At 47.6% G+C, this 16,674-nt stretch carries 17 protein-coding genes; 12 read left to right on the top strand and 5 right to left on the bottom strand.

All coding sequences use genetic code 11. The annotated features are described in order from the left end of the window. The first annotated feature begins 1 nt into the window (after window position 1). From Q0393_RS02475 to Q0393_RS02530, 12 genes are all read left to right on the top strand, one after another. Window positions 2–709, top strand: a complete 708-nt coding sequence (locus Q0393_RS02475; protein WP_298977621.1) for a 4Fe-4S dicluster domain-containing protein — start codon at window positions 2–4, stop codon at window positions 707–709. Between the two features lies 1 nt (window position 710). Then, window positions 711–1,682: an NrfD/PsrC family molybdoenzyme membrane anchor subunit gene (gene nrfD / locus Q0393_RS02480; RefSeq protein ID WP_298977623.1), complete on the top strand. Its 972-nt coding sequence runs from the start codon at window positions 711–713 to the stop codon at window positions 1,680–1,682. A 15-nt stretch (window positions 1,683–1,697) separates the two neighbouring features. Continuing rightward, a complete protein-coding gene (ccsA, locus tag Q0393_RS02485; protein ID WP_298977625.1) occupies window positions 1,698–4,388 on the top strand; it encodes a cytochrome c biogenesis protein CcsA in 2,691 nt (896 codons plus the stop codon). 10 nt (window positions 4,389–4,398) lie between these two features. Then, on the top strand, window positions 4,399–5,232 hold the full coding sequence (locus Q0393_RS02490; RefSeq protein WP_298977626.1) for a tetratricopeptide repeat protein: 834 nt from the start codon (window positions 4,399–4,401) through the stop codon (window positions 5,230–5,232). A gap of 31 nt (window positions 5,233–5,263) precedes the next feature. Next, entirely contained in the window at window positions 5,264–6,388 is a 1,125-nt protein-coding gene (locus Q0393_RS02495; protein WP_298977627.1) for a nitrous oxide reductase accessory protein NosL, read from the top strand. Continuing rightward, the gene (locus Q0393_RS02500; protein ID WP_298977630.1) at window positions 6,385–6,573 is read left to right on the top strand and encodes a hypothetical protein; all 189 of its coding nucleotides are present in this window, start codon (window positions 6,385–6,387) and stop codon (window positions 6,571–6,573) included. The genes Q0393_RS02495 and Q0393_RS02500 overlap by 4 nt, the downstream gene beginning before the upstream one ends. Continuing rightward, the gene (locus Q0393_RS02505) at window positions 6,563–7,672 is read left to right on the top strand and encodes an FtsX-like permease family protein (RefSeq protein ID WP_298977632.1); all 1,110 of its coding nucleotides are present in this window, start codon (window positions 6,563–6,565) and stop codon (window positions 7,670–7,672) included. Before Q0393_RS02500 ends, Q0393_RS02505 begins: the two co-directional genes overlap by 11 nt. Then, entirely contained in the window at window positions 7,669–8,346 is a 678-nt protein-coding gene (locus tag Q0393_RS02510; RefSeq protein WP_298977634.1) for an ABC transporter ATP-binding protein, read from the top strand. Before Q0393_RS02505 ends, Q0393_RS02510 begins: the two co-directional genes overlap by 4 nt. After that, window positions 8,343–9,296, top strand: coding sequence for a hypothetical protein (locus Q0393_RS02515; RefSeq protein ID WP_298977637.1), 954 nt, complete (start codon window positions 8,343–8,345; stop codon window positions 9,294–9,296). The genes Q0393_RS02510 and Q0393_RS02515 overlap by 4 nt, the downstream gene beginning before the upstream one ends. Next, complete coding sequence (locus Q0393_RS02520) at window positions 9,293–9,802, top strand: hypothetical protein (RefSeq protein ID WP_298977638.1); 510 nt, start codon at window positions 9,293–9,295, stop codon at window positions 9,800–9,802. The genes Q0393_RS02515 and Q0393_RS02520 overlap by 4 nt, the downstream gene beginning before the upstream one ends. A gap of 522 nt (window positions 9,803–10,324) precedes the next feature. Next, window positions 10,325–11,146 carry a DUF364 domain-containing protein gene (locus Q0393_RS02525; protein WP_298977640.1) on the top strand — a complete coding sequence of 274 codons (822 nt, stop codon included), beginning with the start codon at window positions 10,325–10,327 and terminating at the stop codon, window positions 11,144–11,146. Between the two features lie 60 nt (window positions 11,147–11,206). Further along, window positions 11,207–11,779, top strand: coding sequence for an alpha/beta hydrolase (locus Q0393_RS02530; RefSeq protein WP_298977641.1), 573 nt, complete (start codon window positions 11,207–11,209; stop codon window positions 11,777–11,779). Between the two features lie 453 nt (window positions 11,780–12,232). Here Q0393_RS02530 and Q0393_RS02535 read toward each other — a convergent pair whose 3' ends face one another. From Q0393_RS02535 to Q0393_RS02555, 5 genes are all read right to left on the bottom strand, one after another. Next, window positions 12,233–12,670, bottom strand: coding sequence for a hypothetical protein (locus Q0393_RS02535; RefSeq protein ID WP_298977647.1), 438 nt, complete (start codon window positions 12,668–12,670; stop codon window positions 12,233–12,235). Between the two features lie 46 nt (window positions 12,671–12,716). Beyond that, window positions 12,717–13,484 carry a hypothetical protein gene (locus Q0393_RS02540; protein ID WP_298028970.1) on the bottom strand — a complete coding sequence of 256 codons (768 nt, stop codon included), beginning with the start codon at window positions 13,482–13,484 and terminating at the stop codon, window positions 12,717–12,719. Beyond that, entirely contained in the window at window positions 13,481–13,630 is a 150-nt protein-coding gene (locus Q0393_RS02545) for a hypothetical protein (RefSeq protein ID WP_291940209.1), read from the bottom strand. Before Q0393_RS02545 ends, Q0393_RS02540 begins: the two co-directional genes overlap by 4 nt. Window positions 13,631–13,679: 49 nt before the next feature. Continuing rightward, window positions 13,680–14,480, bottom strand: coding sequence for a hypothetical protein (locus Q0393_RS02550; RefSeq protein WP_298977649.1), 801 nt, complete (start codon window positions 14,478–14,480; stop codon window positions 13,680–13,682). Between the two features lie 436 nt (window positions 14,481–14,916). Further along, window positions 14,917–16,353, bottom strand: coding sequence for a DUF4139 domain-containing protein (locus tag Q0393_RS02555; protein ID WP_298977650.1), 1,437 nt, complete (start codon window positions 16,351–16,353; stop codon window positions 14,917–14,919). Window positions 16,354–16,674 lie beyond the last annotated feature (321 nt).

Here is a 16,674-nt window from a genome sequence, read left to right on the forward strand (position 1 = left end):
TATGCAAAAGCAAAGAAGAAATTTTATAAAATCCGCCGCACTCGGCTCTTTGGGGCTTGGCGCAATCGCCTCAAGCTTACTCGCGCAAAACAGCGCGGATAAAAGCGCGCAAGACGCAAACGCGAGCGCCAAAAAGCAAGAGCCTAAAAAGCCGCACTACGGCATGATATTCGATCAGAACAAATGCGTGGGCTGCACAGACTGCGAGATAGCCTGTAAAAAGGTAAATTCGGTTCCGAAAGGTCAAATGAGGCTTTTTATCCAGGATAAAACCGATCCGCTAAATTTGAAAGAAAAGCGCTATGTTAGAGTATCTTGTCAGCAGTGCGAGGACGCGCCGTGCGTGAACGTCTGCCCGACGAAAGCCTGCCACAAGGACGAAAAAACCGGCATCACGACGATGAACACCGATGATTGCATCGCCTGTAAATACTGCATCGTAGCCTGTCCTTACGACGTGCGCTTTATAAATCACGAAACCAAAGCCGCAGAGAGCTGCAACTTCTGCTTGGATACGAATTTAAAAGACAGCCACGAGCCTGCCTGCATCGAGGCGTGCAGATACGAGGCGATCGTATTTGGCGATCTAAACGACGAAGGCTCGCACATCAGCAAGCTACTTCGCGTAAAAGATAGTCTGCGAATGCGCCCGGAGTGCGGCACGAAGCCGAGCCTGCGCTATATTCCTGCGGTAAAACTGGGGGTGTGATATGAACGGAGCTATAAATTTTACTGCGACATTCTCGCACGGCGTAGAGTGGGGCTGGCCGATCGCGGTCTATCTTTTGCTAGCAGGTATGAGCGGCGGCGCTTTGGTAGTCGCGATCCTCGTCAAATTTTATAAAAAACAGACCGAAAGCACGCCGCTGTTTAAAGCCGCGTCGCTGCTTTCTTTTATCACGATCTTGCTCGGTATGGTCTGCCTGGTAGCCGACCTTGAGCGACCGCTTCTTTTTTGGAAAATTTTGATCAATTATAACTTTACTTCGGTTATGTCCGTGGGCGTGGCGGCGCTTTGCGTCTATATCCCGCTTAGCTTCGTAGCCTGCCTTTATGCGTTTGAAGCTGATCTTAGCGGATTTTTATCGCGCAGACTTACTTTTTTAAAAGGGCTTTTCACGCTCGTAATGAAAATTTTAAACGCGCTTCGCCCGCTGCTTCTTGCGCTTACGCTAGTTTTTGCGGTCGCGATCTGCGCTTACACGGGATTTTTGATCTCGGTGCTCGTGCGCTTTCCTTTGCTAAATACCGCCGTTTTGCCTGCACTTTTCGTAGCGTCGGGCTTATCGGCGGGCATCGCGGGCTCTAGCCTAATAGCCGCGCTTTTCTTTAAGGCGGACCCTCACGGAGGCGATCTAAAAACCTTACACGCCGTCGAGTGGCCGGTTTTAGCGATGGAAATTTTACTAATCGGCATGATTTTCGTTTCGCTAGTAACGGGCAGCGACGTGCAAAAAGCCGCGAGCGTCGCCTTCAGCGAGGGAATTTACGCGCGTCTTTTTTGGCTAGGCGTCGTAGGCGTTGGTTTTTGCGTACCGCTCGTTTTAAATTTCGCACTGGGCAAAAAGATCGCTCACACCGCGTTTGCGTTCTACGTTAGCGCACTTGCCAGCGTCATGGGCGTGCTGCTTCTTAGGATGTTTATACTATACGCGGGACAAACTTACGATATAATAATGTAAAACTGCGGAGGGTTAATGAGCGCGCTAAAAATATTAAAATTTTTCATCTCTTACAAGTTCGCGCTCTGCCTCCTCTTTATCCTAGCCGCAGGTGCCGGCGTCGCAACCTTTTTAGAGAGCATTTACGATACGCAAACGGCTAAAATTTTAGTCTATGAGGCGCGCTGGTACGAGTGCGTCATGGGTGCTGCGACGCTGAGCCTGCTCGGCATTATAATTAAAACCAAAATGTGGCGCCGCTTCGGCTCTTTCGTGCTTCATGCGGCATTTATCGTCATCTTTATCGGCGCGGTGCTGACGCGCTATTTCGGCACCGAAGGCGTGCTGCACGTAAGAGCGGGAGAGAGCGAAAGCGAGATGGTGAGCGTCAAGCCATACTTGCAAATCCGCACGCAAGACGCGCTGTTTGAGCACCCGTTAAATTTAAGCCAAATCGGCGATAACGATTTTAGCTTCACGCAAAGTATAAATTCTAAAAGCTTCACCGTCAAATTTAGCTCCTACAAACCCGCGCCCAAAGGCGAGCAGGGCACGCTTGCGGTAAAAGCGGGCTTTGAGGGCGGAAGCGAGCAAGAAGCGCAGCTGCGCGGCGGCGCTGGCTGGCTCGGGGAACCTAAAATTTTAAACTTTGACGGCGAGGAGATAATGCTAAGCTGGGGCTCGAAACTCATAGAGCTTCCGTTTGCGGTAAAGCTTTTGAAATTTAAGCTCGAGCGCTATCCTGGCTCGCAAAGTCCGTCATCCTACGCCAGCGACGTTGAAATTTTAAAAGAGGGCAAGAGCGTGGGGGAGCATGAAATTTATATGAACCATCCGCTAAACTTTGGCGGCTTTAAGCTCTTTCAATCCTCCTACGACACGGACGAGCTGGGCACGGTGCTGGAGCTTAATCGCGATCCAGGTAAAATCCCCACTTACTTCGGCTATTTCTTGCTTTGCGTCGGATTTATCGGTAATCTTTTTACCGCGGGCAGCAGGTTTAAAAAGCTAGCTAAATTTATCAAAAACAACGCGCCCGCCGCGCTGCTTCTAATCGCGCCGCTTTTTTTCAGCATTGAGCTTCGCGCCGCGGATGAAAACTATCTAGCAAACCTTAAAGCCAACTCGCGCGTTCACGCAAACGGCGCGTTCGCGGAGCTTTTGGTGCAAGATTACATGGGTAGGATCAAGCCGCTTAGCACCGAAGCAAGCGAAATCGTAAATAAAATTTCAGGCACGGATTCGCTTTACGGCTTAAGCGCCGAGCAGATGATCCTAGGAATGAGCCTAAATCCCGCGTTCTGGCGCGATCAAAAGATCATCAAGATCAGAAACGACCAGATCAAAAAGATGCTGGGCTTAGCGCCGCAGGAGCGATATGCGAGCTTTAATTCGGTCTTTGATGAAAACGGCAACTACAAGCTCGCGCGCGCCCTGGACGAGGCGAATGAAAAAAGCGCCTCACGCCGCGGCGTACTCGATAACGAGCTGATTAAATTCGACGAGCGGCTAAATATCGCGTATCTGACCTTTAGAGGGGTGTTTTTTAAATTTATCCCCGTGCCGAACGACCCGCAAAACGCGTGGCTCTCGCCGAACGACGCCTTTGCGGATTATAGGATCGCTCCGCAGATAAAAGGCGTGCTAAACGATTATCTAAACGGCTTGCAAGACGGAATTTCGGATAATGATTGGGCTAAAGCGGACGGCGCGCTTGCAGAGCTGAAAAACTACCAAAGAGCCACCTCGGCAGCTATTCTTCCGAGTGAAAACCGCGTCAAGGCCGAGGTGTTTTACAACAAAGCTTCGGTTTTTAAAAAGCTAGTTTATTGCTATATGATCCTAGGCGGCATAGCTCTAATATTGGCGCTTTTGGGCGCACTTTGCGGCAAGCGCTTCATGCTCGCGCAAAAAATTTTATTTGTGGCCTTTGCCACAAGCTTTGCGGCACATACCCTCGCGCTTGCGCTGCGCTGGTACGTCGCGGCTCACGCGCCGTGGAGCGATAGCTATGAGTCGATGATCTACATCGGCTGGTCGGCGGCGCTTGCAGGGATCATATTTTTTAGAAAGTCCCTACTTACGCTAAGCGCGAGCTGCTTGCTAGCCAGCATCGTGATGCTAGTAGCACATATGAGCTTTGTAAATCCACAGATCACCAACCTCGTACCGGTGCTAAAGTCGTATTGGCTTAGCATCCACGTCTCGGTTATCACGGCTAGCTATGGATTTTTAGGGCTTAGCTGCCTGCTTGGGCTTTTGGCTCTTATTTTGATGGCGCTTAAAAACGGCACCAATCGCGAGCGGCTTAACGCTCAGATCAGATATATAACGGCGATCAACGAGATCAGCCTCATCGTAGGGCTTTCGATGCTGACGCTCGGAAATTTCTTCGGCGGCGTATGGGCGAATGAGAGCTGGGGGCGATATTGGGGCTGGGATAGCAAAGAGACCTGGTCGTATGTCTCGATCATCGTCTATGCGATCGTGCTGCATCTAAAATTTATCCCAAAACTCGGCTCGATCTATGTTTATTGCGTGAGCTCGACGCTCGCGTATAACTCGATCATAATGACCTATTTCGGCGTAAATTTCTACCTCACCGGCATGCACTCTTACGCCGCGGGCGATGCGCCGCAGATACCCGCGCCGTTTTATTGTATAATAGCGGCGGTCTTTTTAATAATCGCTCTTGCCTTCAGGGGCAGGGACGTAAAAACGATATAAAGGAGTAAATTTGAAAAAATTTCTAATAGCGTTAACCTTGGCGGCCGCGGCAAATGCGGGCTTTATCAGCGAGGGCATTCAAGCTCAGCAAAGCGGCGATCATAAAAAACTCGCAGAAATTTACGAGCGAGCGTGCGGTTTGGAAAATAAAGCTTCGGGATGCTATAATCTAGCCGTTTTGTATTTTGAGGGCACCGGCAACGTAGATAAAAATTTCGAAAAAGCGATCAGCCTCTACGAGAAAGCGTGCAGCGCTAAATTTGCGCTTGCGTGCAACAATCTAGGCTATATCTACGAAAGCGGCAACGGCGCGGATCAAAATTTTACCAAAGCTGCGGCTTATTACGAAAAAGCCTGCAAAGATAACGAGGGCTGCACCTCGCTCGGGCTTTTATACGCAAACGGCGCCGGGCTCGCAAAGGACGTTTCTAAGGCGGCGAGCCTTTATGAAAAGGCCTGCACCTACGGCGATATGATGGGCTGCAACAACCTGGGCTATCTGTATCTAAAGGGCGAAGGCGTGCAGCAAAGCTTCGCAAAGGCTAAAATTTTTTACGAAAAGGCTTGCGGCGGCGACATCGGCATCGGCTGCAACAACCTTGGCTATCTATACGCCTTTGGGCAGGGGGTAGGGCAGGATTATAAGCAGGCAAAGCAGCAGTATGAAAAGGCGTGCAACCTCGGCCACTTCGACGGCTGCAATAATTTAGCCATAATGTATGCCGAAGGTAAGGGCGTGAAGTCCGATAACGCCAAAGCAAAAGAGTTTTTCAAAAAAAGCTGCGACGGCGGCATCAAGATGGGATGCGAGAATTTGGAATTTTTAAATTCGATTAGTAAGTAGATTTAAAACATCAAATTTTTAAGGAGATAGTATGATTTTACGTTCGTTTTTAGCTTCGGCCGCGCTCGTCGCGTTCGTTTTCGGTGCCTCGATGGATGGGGCTAATAAGCCGGCAAAGCCTATGTTTCAAAGCGTGGATCCTAGCAAGGCTACGCTCGTAGGAAGCGGCGAGGGCAAAGAATACTGCGCCGTTTGCGGAATGAATTTGGTTAAATTCTATAAAACTAATCACGTTTGGAACGGCAAGCAAGTCGCTTCTCTGCACTGCTTGTACGAGATTACGGAGGGAAAAATTCCAAGCGATGCACAGGTCGTCGATACGAAAAATCTAAATTTGATCGACGTAAATAAAGCCTTTTACGTCGTGGGCAGCAAGGTCAAAGGCACGATGACGCGTAATAGCAAATACGCCTTTTCAACCGAGGCCGACGCGAAAGAATTCCAAGCCGAAAACGGCGGCGAGATAATGAATTTCGCCAAGGCCTACGAGATTGCGGGGCAGGATTTCGAGGGCGATAACAAGATGATTAAAGCCAAGCGCGAGGGCGGCGTTTACGCGCACGGTAAAGAATTTTACGAAACAAACTGCGCTAAAACCGAAGCGAAAAACTTCAAAGCCATCTCCGAGCTTAAAGCTCATCTCAAAAAAACTTGCGACGCAAAGGGCGCTAGCAAAGCCCCTGAATACGACAAACACCTACAAGCCGCAGCGCTGTATTTGTGGGATGCGCCGGCAAATTTAGGCAGCAGCGACAAAAACGCAAAAGTGAAAAAGGCTGAAAAGATCGTCGTGCCTGAGGGCGCTAAATGCCCGGTCTGCGGTATGCTAGTGGGCAAAAACCCTAACTGGGCGGCGATGATAGAGATTCAAGGCGGCGAGAACTTGTATTTTGACGGCGTGAAAGATATGATGAAATACTACTTCCAAAAGGGCAAGAGCTTTGATAAAATTTACGCAACAGACTACTACAAGTTACACAAGATCGATGCTAAAAGCGCCTTTTTCGTGCTCGGCTCCGACGTCTTAGGACCGATGGGCGACGAGCTCATTCCGTTTGATAGCGAGAGCGCGGCTAAGACCTTCGCTAAAGATCACGGAGGCAAGAGCGTACTTAAATTTAATGAAATTCAAGAGAGCGTAATAGAAGGGCTATGAGGCTCATTTGCGCTTTAACGATCTTTTTTGCCGCCCTTTACGCGCTCATTGTGGTGCATTATGTAAGCTTTGATCGCGCAAAGGGCGAGCAGTGCCTGCAAAAGCTCGCGCGCGAGATAAAGGACGTGCGGCTCTCGAGCAGTTTTAAGAGCAAAGCCTACGCGGAGTTCGTCTATGATAAGTAGAAATTTCATCGACTACTCCGTGACTTTACTGCAAAAAGACAGAGCCGATCACTTCTTTAGCTTCGCGATCTTTGCCTTTATCGTTTTTATTTTAAGCTCGGTGCTTTTCATCTCGGGCTCCATTCAAAACGATCTTGAAAAGGTCATCAAGCTTAGGCCCGACATCGTTGTAGAGGCTCTACGCGCGGGCAAATGCGATCTGATGCACGACGGCTATATCTACGATATCTCCAAAATCGCGGGCGTCAGCGAAGTGCAGGGCGCCGTGGACGGGATGTATTACTTTGCTCAAAAGCGCGTTTGGTTTCATATCGTAGGCGACGAAAGCTTGAGCGAAAATGAAATGATCGTAGGCGAGGGGGTAAAAGCGGCGATGGGCGAGTGGTACTACGAGGACGAGTTTCACTTCTTAACCGAACAGCGCCTAATCGCGATTAAGATCAATAAAATTTCGCCGCACGAAAGCAGCATCGTCTCAAACGACGTGATCTATCTAAATCCCGCCACCGCGCGCGAGGTGCTAAGCCTGAAGGAGGGCGAATACACCAAGCTCTACGTAAGCGTGCCCAACCCCAACGAAGTAAGCGAAGTGGCGCTTAAGATCGTAAATTTATACCCCAACACGGAAGCCCTTAGCGCGGAGGACGCGGTAGCCGAAGTAAGGCATCTGTATTATTACAAGGGCGGAATTTTTATGGTGCTTTACGCCGTGGCGATGATCTCGTTTTTCATCTTGCTGAAAAATCAAATTTCGCTCGCATACGGCGAGAAGAAAAAGGAGATCGCGATCTTGCGCAGCATCGGCTTTTGTATAAAGGACATCATCGCGATGAAATTTATTCAAAATTTCATCGTCTCGCTAAGCGCTTATCTGCTCGGCGTCGCGGGCGCGTATGCTTATGTTTTTATCCTGGATGCGCCGCTTCTGCGCGATATATTCTTAGGCGGCGAGCTGCGAAATTTCATCACCTTCACGCCTGCGATAAATTTCAATATGCTCTTTTTGATCTTCGTCTTTAGCGTGATCCCGTTTTTAGCCTTCGTCATCATCCCATCCTGGCGCATCGCTATAGGTGATATGAGCGAGGCGGTCAAATGAGCAAGATAGAGATCAAGCAGCTTTATAAAATTTACAACGAGGGCAGGGCGAATGAATTTCGCGCTTTGAAAAATATAAGCCTAAACGTCGAAGAGGGGCAGATCGTAATCTTAAAAGGGGTCAGCGGCAGCGGCAAAAGCACGCTTCTATCCATCATAGGTGCGCTTTCTAAGCCGAGCAGCGGCGAGGTTTTAGTGGACGGCGCAAACGTCTCTAAGCTCGCCGATATCGAAAGCTCCGCGTATCGCCACAAAAAAATCGGTTTTATCTTTCAGTCTTTCAACCTGCTTGAGGCACTGAGCGTCTATAAAAATGTCCTTGCGCCGCTTAGTCTTGAACGGCTGGGCAGGGATGAGCTTAGCGCGCGCATAGACGAAGCGATGCAGATTGCTAATATCGCGCATAAAAAAGATCAGATCGTCTCTAGCCTTAGCGGTGGCGAGAAGCAGCGCTGCGCTATCGCTAGGGCGCTCGTGATGAATCCGCAGATCATCTTAGCCGACGAGCCGACGGCAAATTTAGACAAACAAAACTCGCTCGGTTTTATCGAGATGCTCTCAAAGCTCAAAGAGCTTAAAAAGACCGTTTTGATCGCGACGCACGACATACTCTTCGACGAGCTAAGCTTCGTAGATCGATACGTCTTTTTAAAAGACGGAGAAATTTCAGCATGAGCGTATTTTTATCGGGTAGCGTGATCGCGTTTTTGGCCGTGGAGCTGATCGTAATAGCGCTGATGGCGATCTCGCAGTTTCACATCGTGCGGATCATGCGCTACTGGAACTTTAACGCCACCTCAAATTTACAATACGCCCTGGAGAAAAGAAACTATCTCATCAACACCATTTTGTTCTTCACGATAGCGTGCAAGATCATTTTGTTTATATTTTTCGCGCTCTGCCTAAATGAGCTCTCTTCGGTCGTGCCCGGCGCGATGTGCTCCGCGGGCGTCGTGGGCTCGAACCGCTATGGTAACATCCTGCTGCTTTTAAAAATTTTACTGATCTTCGGCTTTGGGCTCTGGCTTATTTTAAACAGCCTCGATCTTAAAGCGGGAAAATTTCCCTATCTAAAGCGCAAATACCTGATCTTTACCATCCTTTTTGCGGGCGTTTTGGCGGAGTTTATTTTAGAAATTCTATTTTTTACCAATATCCCGCTGCGCGTGCCGGTGTTTTGCTGCTCGGTCGTATTTCGCGCACCGAAGCTTCCGTTCGGCTATACGCAGGCACTTTTGGCGACCTTTTTCTACGCGATATTGGGCGCCATTTTGATCTTAAATTTCTTAAAGCAGTCGATGGCTAGCTTTGCTTTAAATTTGCTCTTTTTGTTCGTCGCATACTACGCGATTACCTATTTTTTCGGGCTTTATGTTTACGAGCAGCCCAACCACAAATGCCCGTACTGCATGCTTTTGAAGGATTATTACTTCGTTGGCTACGCGATTTGGGGCTCGCTGTTTTTGGGTATATTTTTCGGCATCGTGCCGTTTTTAACAGAGCTCATCACCAAGCGCGCCTACACCCACCTACTTAAATACTCCTCGTTCTGGCTCATTCTAAACGCGCTCATCTGCAGCGCTTACGTCGTCAAATACTACTTCGTACGGGGCACGCTGCTATGATTAAAAAAATTTTTGCCGCGGTTTTGCTCGCCTGCGTGATGGGGCTACTCATATCGTCGATGGATATAGCCGAATCCAAAATCTCCGTCCGCCACGGCAACACCGATAAGCAGCCGCTGCAGATCGAATTTGGCAAATACCTATGCCACGAGAGCGGCACGGTGATAAACGATCTGTACAACACCGCCCAGGCCGTTATGCCAAACGGCGATACATATTTTTTCAACGACATCGCAAACGTCTTCATGTGGCTGATGCGGCAAAAAAACAGAGATGAGATCGTGGTGTGGGTTTATTCGCAAGACACCGAAAAATACATCATCGCCAAGGACGCTTGGTACTCGCGCGTCGAGATCACGCCGATGGGTTACGGCTTTGGCGCGTATGAGTTTCACAACTACGGCAGGAGCGATTACTACTACGATGAGATCGTGCTGTGCGCCGCTCGCGGTGAAACTCTGCTAAATCCGTTCATAAACATCCTGCTATCTGAAAATAAAATTTAGCCTCGCGGCATATCGGAAAATGAAATTTAGTCCTGTGATGGATCGGAAAATGAAATTTAGTCCTGTGATGGATCGGAAATAAAATTTAGCCGTGTGGCAGGTAGGAAATAAAATTTAGCCGTGCGGTAGGTAGAAATAAAATTTAACTCCGCAGCGGGCGCGACTTGTCGCAGATACGGCCGCCGCTTAAATTTACCCGCGCTTGCTGCTTCGTCCTCGCCGCCGATCAGTTTAAAATTCCAAGCCGCACTCGCTCGTTAAAATTTTAAATTTACCTGACCGATTAAAATTTCATGTTTGTCCGCACGTTTCAAATTTTAAAGCTGCACCGCGCTTTTAAAATTCCAAGCCGCAACGATACGCGCTCGCTACATAAAATTTTATCTCGCGCCTGTTGCTTGCGTTAAATTTGGCTCGCGTCTTCTTGGATGTCGCCGCTTGCGTGATCAATAAATTTATATCAATACGGGCGCCGAAATTTTAAGCTATAATGGCGCTAAATTCCACATTAAAGGAGCGAAAATGAGCGAAATTTTAGATCAGACGCTAGAGCGTGCGAAAGAAATTTTAGGAGCGGAGGCGCTGGATTTTAAGATCGAGCGCGCGGTCGTGGGGCTGTTTTTTAGCGGCGTGAAGTTGAGTGGAGGCGCGTGCGGGCTTAGCTATACGCCGCTAAAGTCCCTATCGGGCGCCGTTTGCTGCCCCTCGCAAGCAAGCGCGATGCCCGATTCGGGCAATATCGCAGGCAAAAGCGTGCGCTATCTGCTGCGCGATCTAGGCTCCGCCGCGCCGCTTAAAAAGACGCTCGCGCTCGCCGCGCTAAATGCGCTTGGAAGGGCGTGTTTTGATAAAATTCACGCGGATTACGACGTAAAATTCGGCGCCGATCCCTTTGGGCAGCTACAGATCGAGCGCGGCAGCTTTAGCGTCGTCGTGGGCGCGCTGGTGCCCTACATCAAGACGCTGATGAAAAATGGCGCGGATTTTAAAATTTTAGAGCTTGACAAAAGCACGCTTAAAGAGGCGGAGCTGCCGTTTTACCTACCTGCAAGCGAGGCTGCTAGAGTCGTGCCGCGTGCCGATAACGTGATAATCACGGCTACGACGCTCATCAACGACACGCTCGATGGACTTTTGCGCCTGAAAAAAAGCGGCGCCAAGCTCGTGCTCGTGGGGCCCACCACGCCGCTACTGCCGCGGGCGCTGTTTGAGCGCGGCGTGGACTTTGCGGGCGGCACGCTCGTGCAGGATGCCGACGCGGTGCTTGATATCATCGCGCAGGCGGGCTCGGGGTATCACTTTTTGGGTAAATTTGCCGATAAAATAACGATTTGTAGGGGCTAGCGCGCGGATTGAAATTTCAAAATTCTGCGCGCAAAGGGCTTAAATTTAAAGGAGAAAAATATGCAAAAGTGCGTCTATATCGTGCACGGCTACGATGCTTCGCCTAAAAGCCATTGGTTTGCTTGGCTCAAAGGCGAGATCGAAAAATCGGGCGCAAGGGCGGAAATTTTAGCGATGCCTACGCCTGCGAATCCTAAGCTTGGTGAGTGGCTGAAAACATTGCGAGAAAGCGTGAAATTTGAAGGCGAAGTTTATCTGGTCGGACACAGCCTCGGCTGCCCTACGATCTTAAATTTCTTACAAAGCAGCGCCACAAGCGGCGCAGTAGAGGGCGTCATACTGGTCTCGGGGCTTGCAAAGCCGCTTAGCGATCCGCAATTTAAAATTTTAGACGAGTTTATGGATAAAGGCTTTGATTTTGGGCGCATAAAAGCCGCCGCAAAACAGCGCGCGGTAATCGCTGCGAAGGACGATTATATCGTGCCGTTTAGCTTTAGCCGCGAGCTAGCGGGGCAGATCGATGCTAAGTTTTACGAGGTGCAAAAGGGCGGGCATTTTTTAGACAGAGACGGCTTTACGAAGTTTGATCTCGTGTATGAAATTTTAGAAAAAATGATGAAGCTAAAGGGCTAGATTTGGGTCAAACGCACCCGCTTGGTTTTTGCTTCTGCATTCGCCGCTCGCGTTTTTCTCTGCTAAAGCTCGGATTTGCTTTGCGGCTAAGATAAGGGTCTCGTCTTTAGCTCAAAGTTCGCTGCCCGCATAAATAAATAGATAAGCCCGCGGTGCAATCGCCGTTTACGAGGCGAGTTCCGCGCGGTTTTAAAATTTTGTAAATGTCGCAGCGGCAATAGGCGCGTATCGTGCGAGTGCTAAAGCACGGCGTGTGTAGTGGCGGCAAGTAGGTTTCGAGTTACGGCAAGATAAAATTTAGCGAGCGCGGCGGAGCTTTTTCGATTACGAAATTTTAAAGCAAGCGGGATAAGCTAAATTTTAAATAGCGCCCAGCTTGCTAGGGCTAAATCCGCACCTAAGTCCGTGCTGCGCGAGAGATAAAATTTAGCAGGCGCGAAAGACGCAATAAGTTTAGCTTCTCTTTTCGTTAAACATATACGAAATCACGAAAACGATCAAACAAACGGGCGCAAACGCAAACGCAAACGCCACGCTCCAGCCGGTGGCACGCTCGCCCCAAGAATACCCCGCCGCGAGGCATGCCAAAAACCCGCGGTAAAAAGCGCCGAGCGATAAATTTTCTACCGCAAAAAGCAGTAAACTAAGATTCGGATTTTTTATAAACAGCTTGCTTGGCTTAAAGTTTTTATACTTTTTGAACAAATACCAAAGCAGCACGCAAGCCAAAATTGCAAATATTGCCGCAAAAACGGCAATCCTTAGCGCACCATCCAAAGGCAAAACCTCTAAAATCAATGCCGCTGCCCACCAAGCGAGCAAGAAAACTATCGGCAAAGCGAGCAAATATCTCGCCGTCCTGTGAAATTTATACCTTTGCTCCGCATCCATCGGTCTTAAGTCCCATAAATTTTTTAATAAAATTTATATAAAACTTTTAGCGCATCTCTATATCTCTACCGCCCAAATAATATTCTTCCAGCGGATAATTTATGTTGCCGCAGTTATCAAATTTAAAACCTTTTCCGATACCAACTACGGCATTTTTTCTCTCTTTATAGTATTTCTTCACGATAATAAAATTTCCTCTCTCTCTCGTATCGCACAGATACTCCGAATGGTTAAATTGCATATAATTGCCGTTAAATATAGCAAATTTATCAAGAAACAAAGTGCCTGTGACTTCTTTCTCGCCACCGTCAACCATAACTATCGGTCTGTCAAATCCAACGCTCGTATCTTTCAAATTTATTTTTAGATATTTCTTCGGATCGGTTTTTTTAGCCTTTAACTCTTTCATCAGTATCTGCTCGGTCGTTTTTCCCTCTTGGTAATATTTTTCTAATACTTCAAAACAATTCGATAAGTTTATATTTTCTAGTTCATAGTATGCAACCTCGTATCTACTGGACCAAAGACTACCGAAGGTTTTCAACCTATAAGCATCAATCATCCAATATAGCTTTACATCATAGTCCAAATATGCCCCGGCTACTCTTTTATACAACTCCTCTTTGGGCAAAATTCTGTTTTCTTTGAGGCAGTATCCTTGCTTGTATTTGTCGTAGTCGGAAAGGGAGACTATCACAAAGCCTCGCGAAGTGGAGTAGTCGGGGATTATGCGGATAAATACGGCACAAAGTATTATTATAAGAAGCAACGTGCCAGCTAGCACTTTAAATTTAATAGACCTGTAGAATTTCATATCAGTCCTTTTCTATCCATCCATTCGTTAGAGGCTAATTCTTTCGGACCAGGAGGAGTTTTCTTTCCCCACAAATAATAACTCAATATATCGGCGCCGTAATTACCCTCTAAGTCTAATCTTAGATCAGTTTCTTTTTTGCTCATCTCTTATCCTTTTTCGGTTACATTCGTTAAGATAAAATTTCGACTAACTTTATCCGCCGTGAATCCACATATCCAGTTCCTGTTCCGCCGGAGCTTTGATATCAAAATTTATATTTCCGCAATTATCGTATGAGAATTTACGTCGCAAATGCTTCATATGAGTATAAGCCAAGACTTTGTTAAAGTTTTCTAAACTCTCATATCCGCTTTTTATTGCCATTAAATTTTTAATAACATTATATTCAATGTAAAAACTTATATCATCGACATCAACATAATTCACAAAAAATTGATTTTCTTTAATTAAAAATGATTTTTCTAAAAACATTTTTCCGTTATGAAATGGATTTTTCTCTTCCGATAAGATAATAGGCTGTCTAAAGCCCAAAATTTCATCCTTATATACAAAATATTTTGATAGATCGGAGATATCTATTTGCGTCTTGTCTTTTATCTCATAATCAAAACTCTTCCTGTCGGTATTTTCAACCAAAAAATCAAACCAGTTTTCTTCATTAAAATCGCCGATTAGATAGAGCTTGGAGATGCGCACCGTATAAAAACTATGGCCGAAATTTTTTATATCGTGCTCATCGATAATGGTATTTCGCAAAATTTCATAGTCGTGATATCTTTTAAAATAATTTATAGCGGCATTTTGAAGTAGTTCTTCGTTGCTTAAAACTCTATCCTCTTTTAGACAATATCCCTTTTGATATTTGTAATAGCTAAAAATATTAACTATGCAGGAGCCCTGCGAAGTGGAGTAATCCGGCACGATGCGGATAAACAGGGCGCAGAAAAGTAGCGCCGCGGCTAGGATTTTAAATTTAAGTTTGCGAAATTCCATAACGATCCTTTAAATGACGCCAGCTAAGCAAACGCATATCTAGCCGCTCCGTGAAATTTATACCTTTGCTCCGCATTCATCGCCCTGAGCTTTTTAAATTTGAGATAAATTTACGCGATGCTCAAAGTTTTTCTACCCGCGCCAAAACCTCTTTGCATCGCTAAATTTAAGATCTGCGCTGCCAAATTTTAAATCGCCGCAACATTTAAATTTAAATTCTCGCGGCGCGGCGCCAAAAATTTCAGATAAGCTCTAAAGCCGCGCCTTAGTTTTATATCCGCAAGCTTTAGCCACACCGCAAAAAGTCGGTCTGTCACGTAAAATTCAGCGGCGTGGCAAAAAGGGGTCCGTCTCGTAAAACGGTGCCGCATAAAATTTAGCCGCACCGCAAAAGCTACTCCGCTGCGCAAAATTTAACCGCGCCGCGCCAAGCTCGTTACTTCTTCGGTTTGCTTAACTCGTAGCCGAAGTGGATCTTTTTGCTCTCGCCCGGCTTTAGCTCAAAGTCCCAGCTAAGCAGCCCGTCCTTGCCGAGGCTACTCTGCTCGGGCGAGTTTTTCAGCGCGACCTTTACGTCCTCATGCGTCGAAACGGGCGCTCGCTCTTGTAAAACCACGTTCCACGCACGCTTAGAGCTGTTTTTGATCTCGTAGTCCCAAGCCATGGAATTTTTGCTTTCGCCGCCGAAAAAGGAGTTTTTCGTAAAGTTGTTCGCCTGCTCTTTTTTGACTTCGATAAGGCTGTTTTTACCCAGATACGCCGTAGCCTCCGCGTTTGCGGCAAAGCCTAGATGCACGAGCCCGATCTGCACGCCGTCGAGCTTTATTAGCGTTTCGCTCTCCTCTATGCTTCTTTCGGGGATAAATTTAGCCCGCACGTAGGCCGCCTCGCTGCCGTAGCCGTCGATGAGCAGATCAAATTTCGCATCCAGGCTCTGTTTATCGAAGCTAAACTCGCCCGCCTCGCCCGCTTTTAGGCTCACGCCGCTAATTTTCCACACCTTTGATAGCGAGCTTTCGATATTCGAGCCCGTCCTTGCATACGACGATCTAGCCTCCGCCGCAGGCGCCCTCTGCATATCCGCCACCTCTAGCATCACGTCCTTTTTATAAGCCGCCGCGGGCTCAGGCTCCATAGGCTCGCCCTCATACCACGGGTAAAACGGCTGCGGCGCGGTCTGCGAGGAGTATTCGTAAGGATACAGCGCGATCGTTAAATTCGCTAGCTCGGCGTTTAGCGGATTTTGCACCGAGATCTTTTGCGTAACCTCGATTTTGCCGCTTGCAAGATCTGCCGAGAGCTCGTTGTGCGTGTAGGCGCTCACGTCAACTGGGTAACTTATTTTTACAAAGCTTGGATCGCAATCGAAGCCCACATTTAAGCGGCGCTCATTTTTGATCACGTATTTTGAAATTTTCTCTTTAAGCTTTCCGATTTGCTCGTCCGTCTTTGAAATTTCACCCGCTACGAGCAAGACCTCGTCGTAAATTTTTTGCGAATCCGCCTTTAAGCTCGCCAAACTTCTATCTTTTAAGCTCGCAAAATCGCTTAAAAAGCGCTGCTGCACCTTAAGTGCAACCAGGCGGTCGTTTAGCTCGCGCAGGCTATTTTCGTCCGCCTCTTTTTTGGCGAATTCCGCGTTTTTCACAGGCTCGATCTCTTCCAAAGATAATTCGCGCACCTCGCAAGAGCCTGCGATCTCGATGCTGCGGATATCCAAGTACTCCGGCACGTTCACGCTGAAGTTTGATTTTTGCGCGCCGAAGTTTTGGTACAAGAAGGCGGAGTTCGCGTAGATCTCAAGGCTATTTTCCTGTGCGCTTAAATTTACGGCAAGCGCCGCAGTTGCGCTTAAAAGCACTATTTTTTTCATTTTTGCTCCTTAAAAATTTTACGTAATTGTAACGATAAATTTTGATTTTTATGCTTAAAATTCGGAGCGAATTTTAAAATTCCGGCCCCACCGCCTGCTTTGAAATTTTAAAATTTCGCCGCCATAAAATCCCCGCCGCGGACGTTAAAATTTTATTGCCGCTAACGCTTATTAAGTCCTCTCACTCGCGCAGCCGAAGCGATAAAATTGTAAAATTTCGAAGTTTCAATTTCGAGGACGAGCTGTACTCCTCCGCGAAGTTAAACCGATAAAAATGCAGGCGCTAGCCTGCCGTAACTTTAGCGGGGCGTGGGGCAGAGC

Source organism: uncultured Campylobacter sp. (assembly GCF_938015785.1).
Lineage (GTDB): Bacteria > Campylobacterota > Campylobacteria > Campylobacterales > Campylobacteraceae > Campylobacter_B.

Bases quoted from the DNA above. Each gene is read 5' to 3' on its own strand.
- Q0393_RS02475 (WP_298977621.1), top strand. From the start codon at position 2: ATGCAAAAGCAAAGAAGAAATTTTATAAAATCCGCCGCACTCGGCTCT.
- nrfD (WP_298977623.1), top strand. From the start codon at position 711: ATGAACGGAGCTATAAATTTTACTGCGACATTCTCGCACGGCGTAGAG.
- ccsA (WP_298977625.1), top strand. From the start codon at position 1,698: ATGAGCGCGCTAAAAATATTAAAATTTTTCATCTCTTACAAGTTCGCG.
- Q0393_RS02495 (WP_298977627.1), top strand. From the start codon at position 5,264: ATGATTTTACGTTCGTTTTTAGCTTCGGCCGCGCTCGTCGCGTTCGTT.
- Q0393_RS02500 (WP_298977630.1), top strand. From the start codon at position 6,385: ATGAGGCTCATTTGCGCTTTAACGATCTTTTTTGCCGCCCTTTACGCG.
- Q0393_RS02505 (WP_298977632.1), top strand. From the start codon at position 6,563: ATGATAAGTAGAAATTTCATCGACTACTCCGTGACTTTACTGCAAAAA.
- Q0393_RS02510 (WP_298977634.1), top strand. From the start codon at position 7,669: ATGAGCAAGATAGAGATCAAGCAGCTTTATAAAATTTACAACGAGGGC.
- Q0393_RS02515 (WP_298977637.1), top strand. From the start codon at position 8,343: ATGAGCGTATTTTTATCGGGTAGCGTGATCGCGTTTTTGGCCGTGGAG.
- Q0393_RS02520 (WP_298977638.1), top strand. From the start codon at position 9,293: ATGATTAAAAAAATTTTTGCCGCGGTTTTGCTCGCCTGCGTGATGGGG.
- Q0393_RS02525 (WP_298977640.1), top strand. From the start codon at position 10,325: ATGAGCGAAATTTTAGATCAGACGCTAGAGCGTGCGAAAGAAATTTTA.
- Q0393_RS02530 (WP_298977641.1), top strand. From the start codon at position 11,207: ATGCAAAAGTGCGTCTATATCGTGCACGGCTACGATGCTTCGCCTAAA.
- Q0393_RS02535 (WP_298977647.1), bottom strand. From the start codon at position 12,670: ATGGATGCGGAGCAAAGGTATAAATTTCACAGGACGGCGAGATATTTG.
- Q0393_RS02540 (WP_298028970.1), bottom strand. From the start codon at position 13,484: ATGAAATTCTACAGGTCTATTAAATTTAAAGTGCTAGCTGGCACGTTG.
- Q0393_RS02545 (WP_291940209.1), bottom strand. From the start codon at position 13,630: ATGAGCAAAAAAGAAACTGATCTAAGATTAGACTTAGAGGGTAATTAC.
- Q0393_RS02550 (WP_298977649.1), bottom strand. From the start codon at position 14,480: ATGGAATTTCGCAAACTTAAATTTAAAATCCTAGCCGCGGCGCTACTT.
- Q0393_RS02555 (WP_298977650.1), bottom strand. From the start codon at position 16,353: ATGAAAAAAATAGTGCTTTTAAGCGCAACTGCGGCGCTTGCCGTAAAT.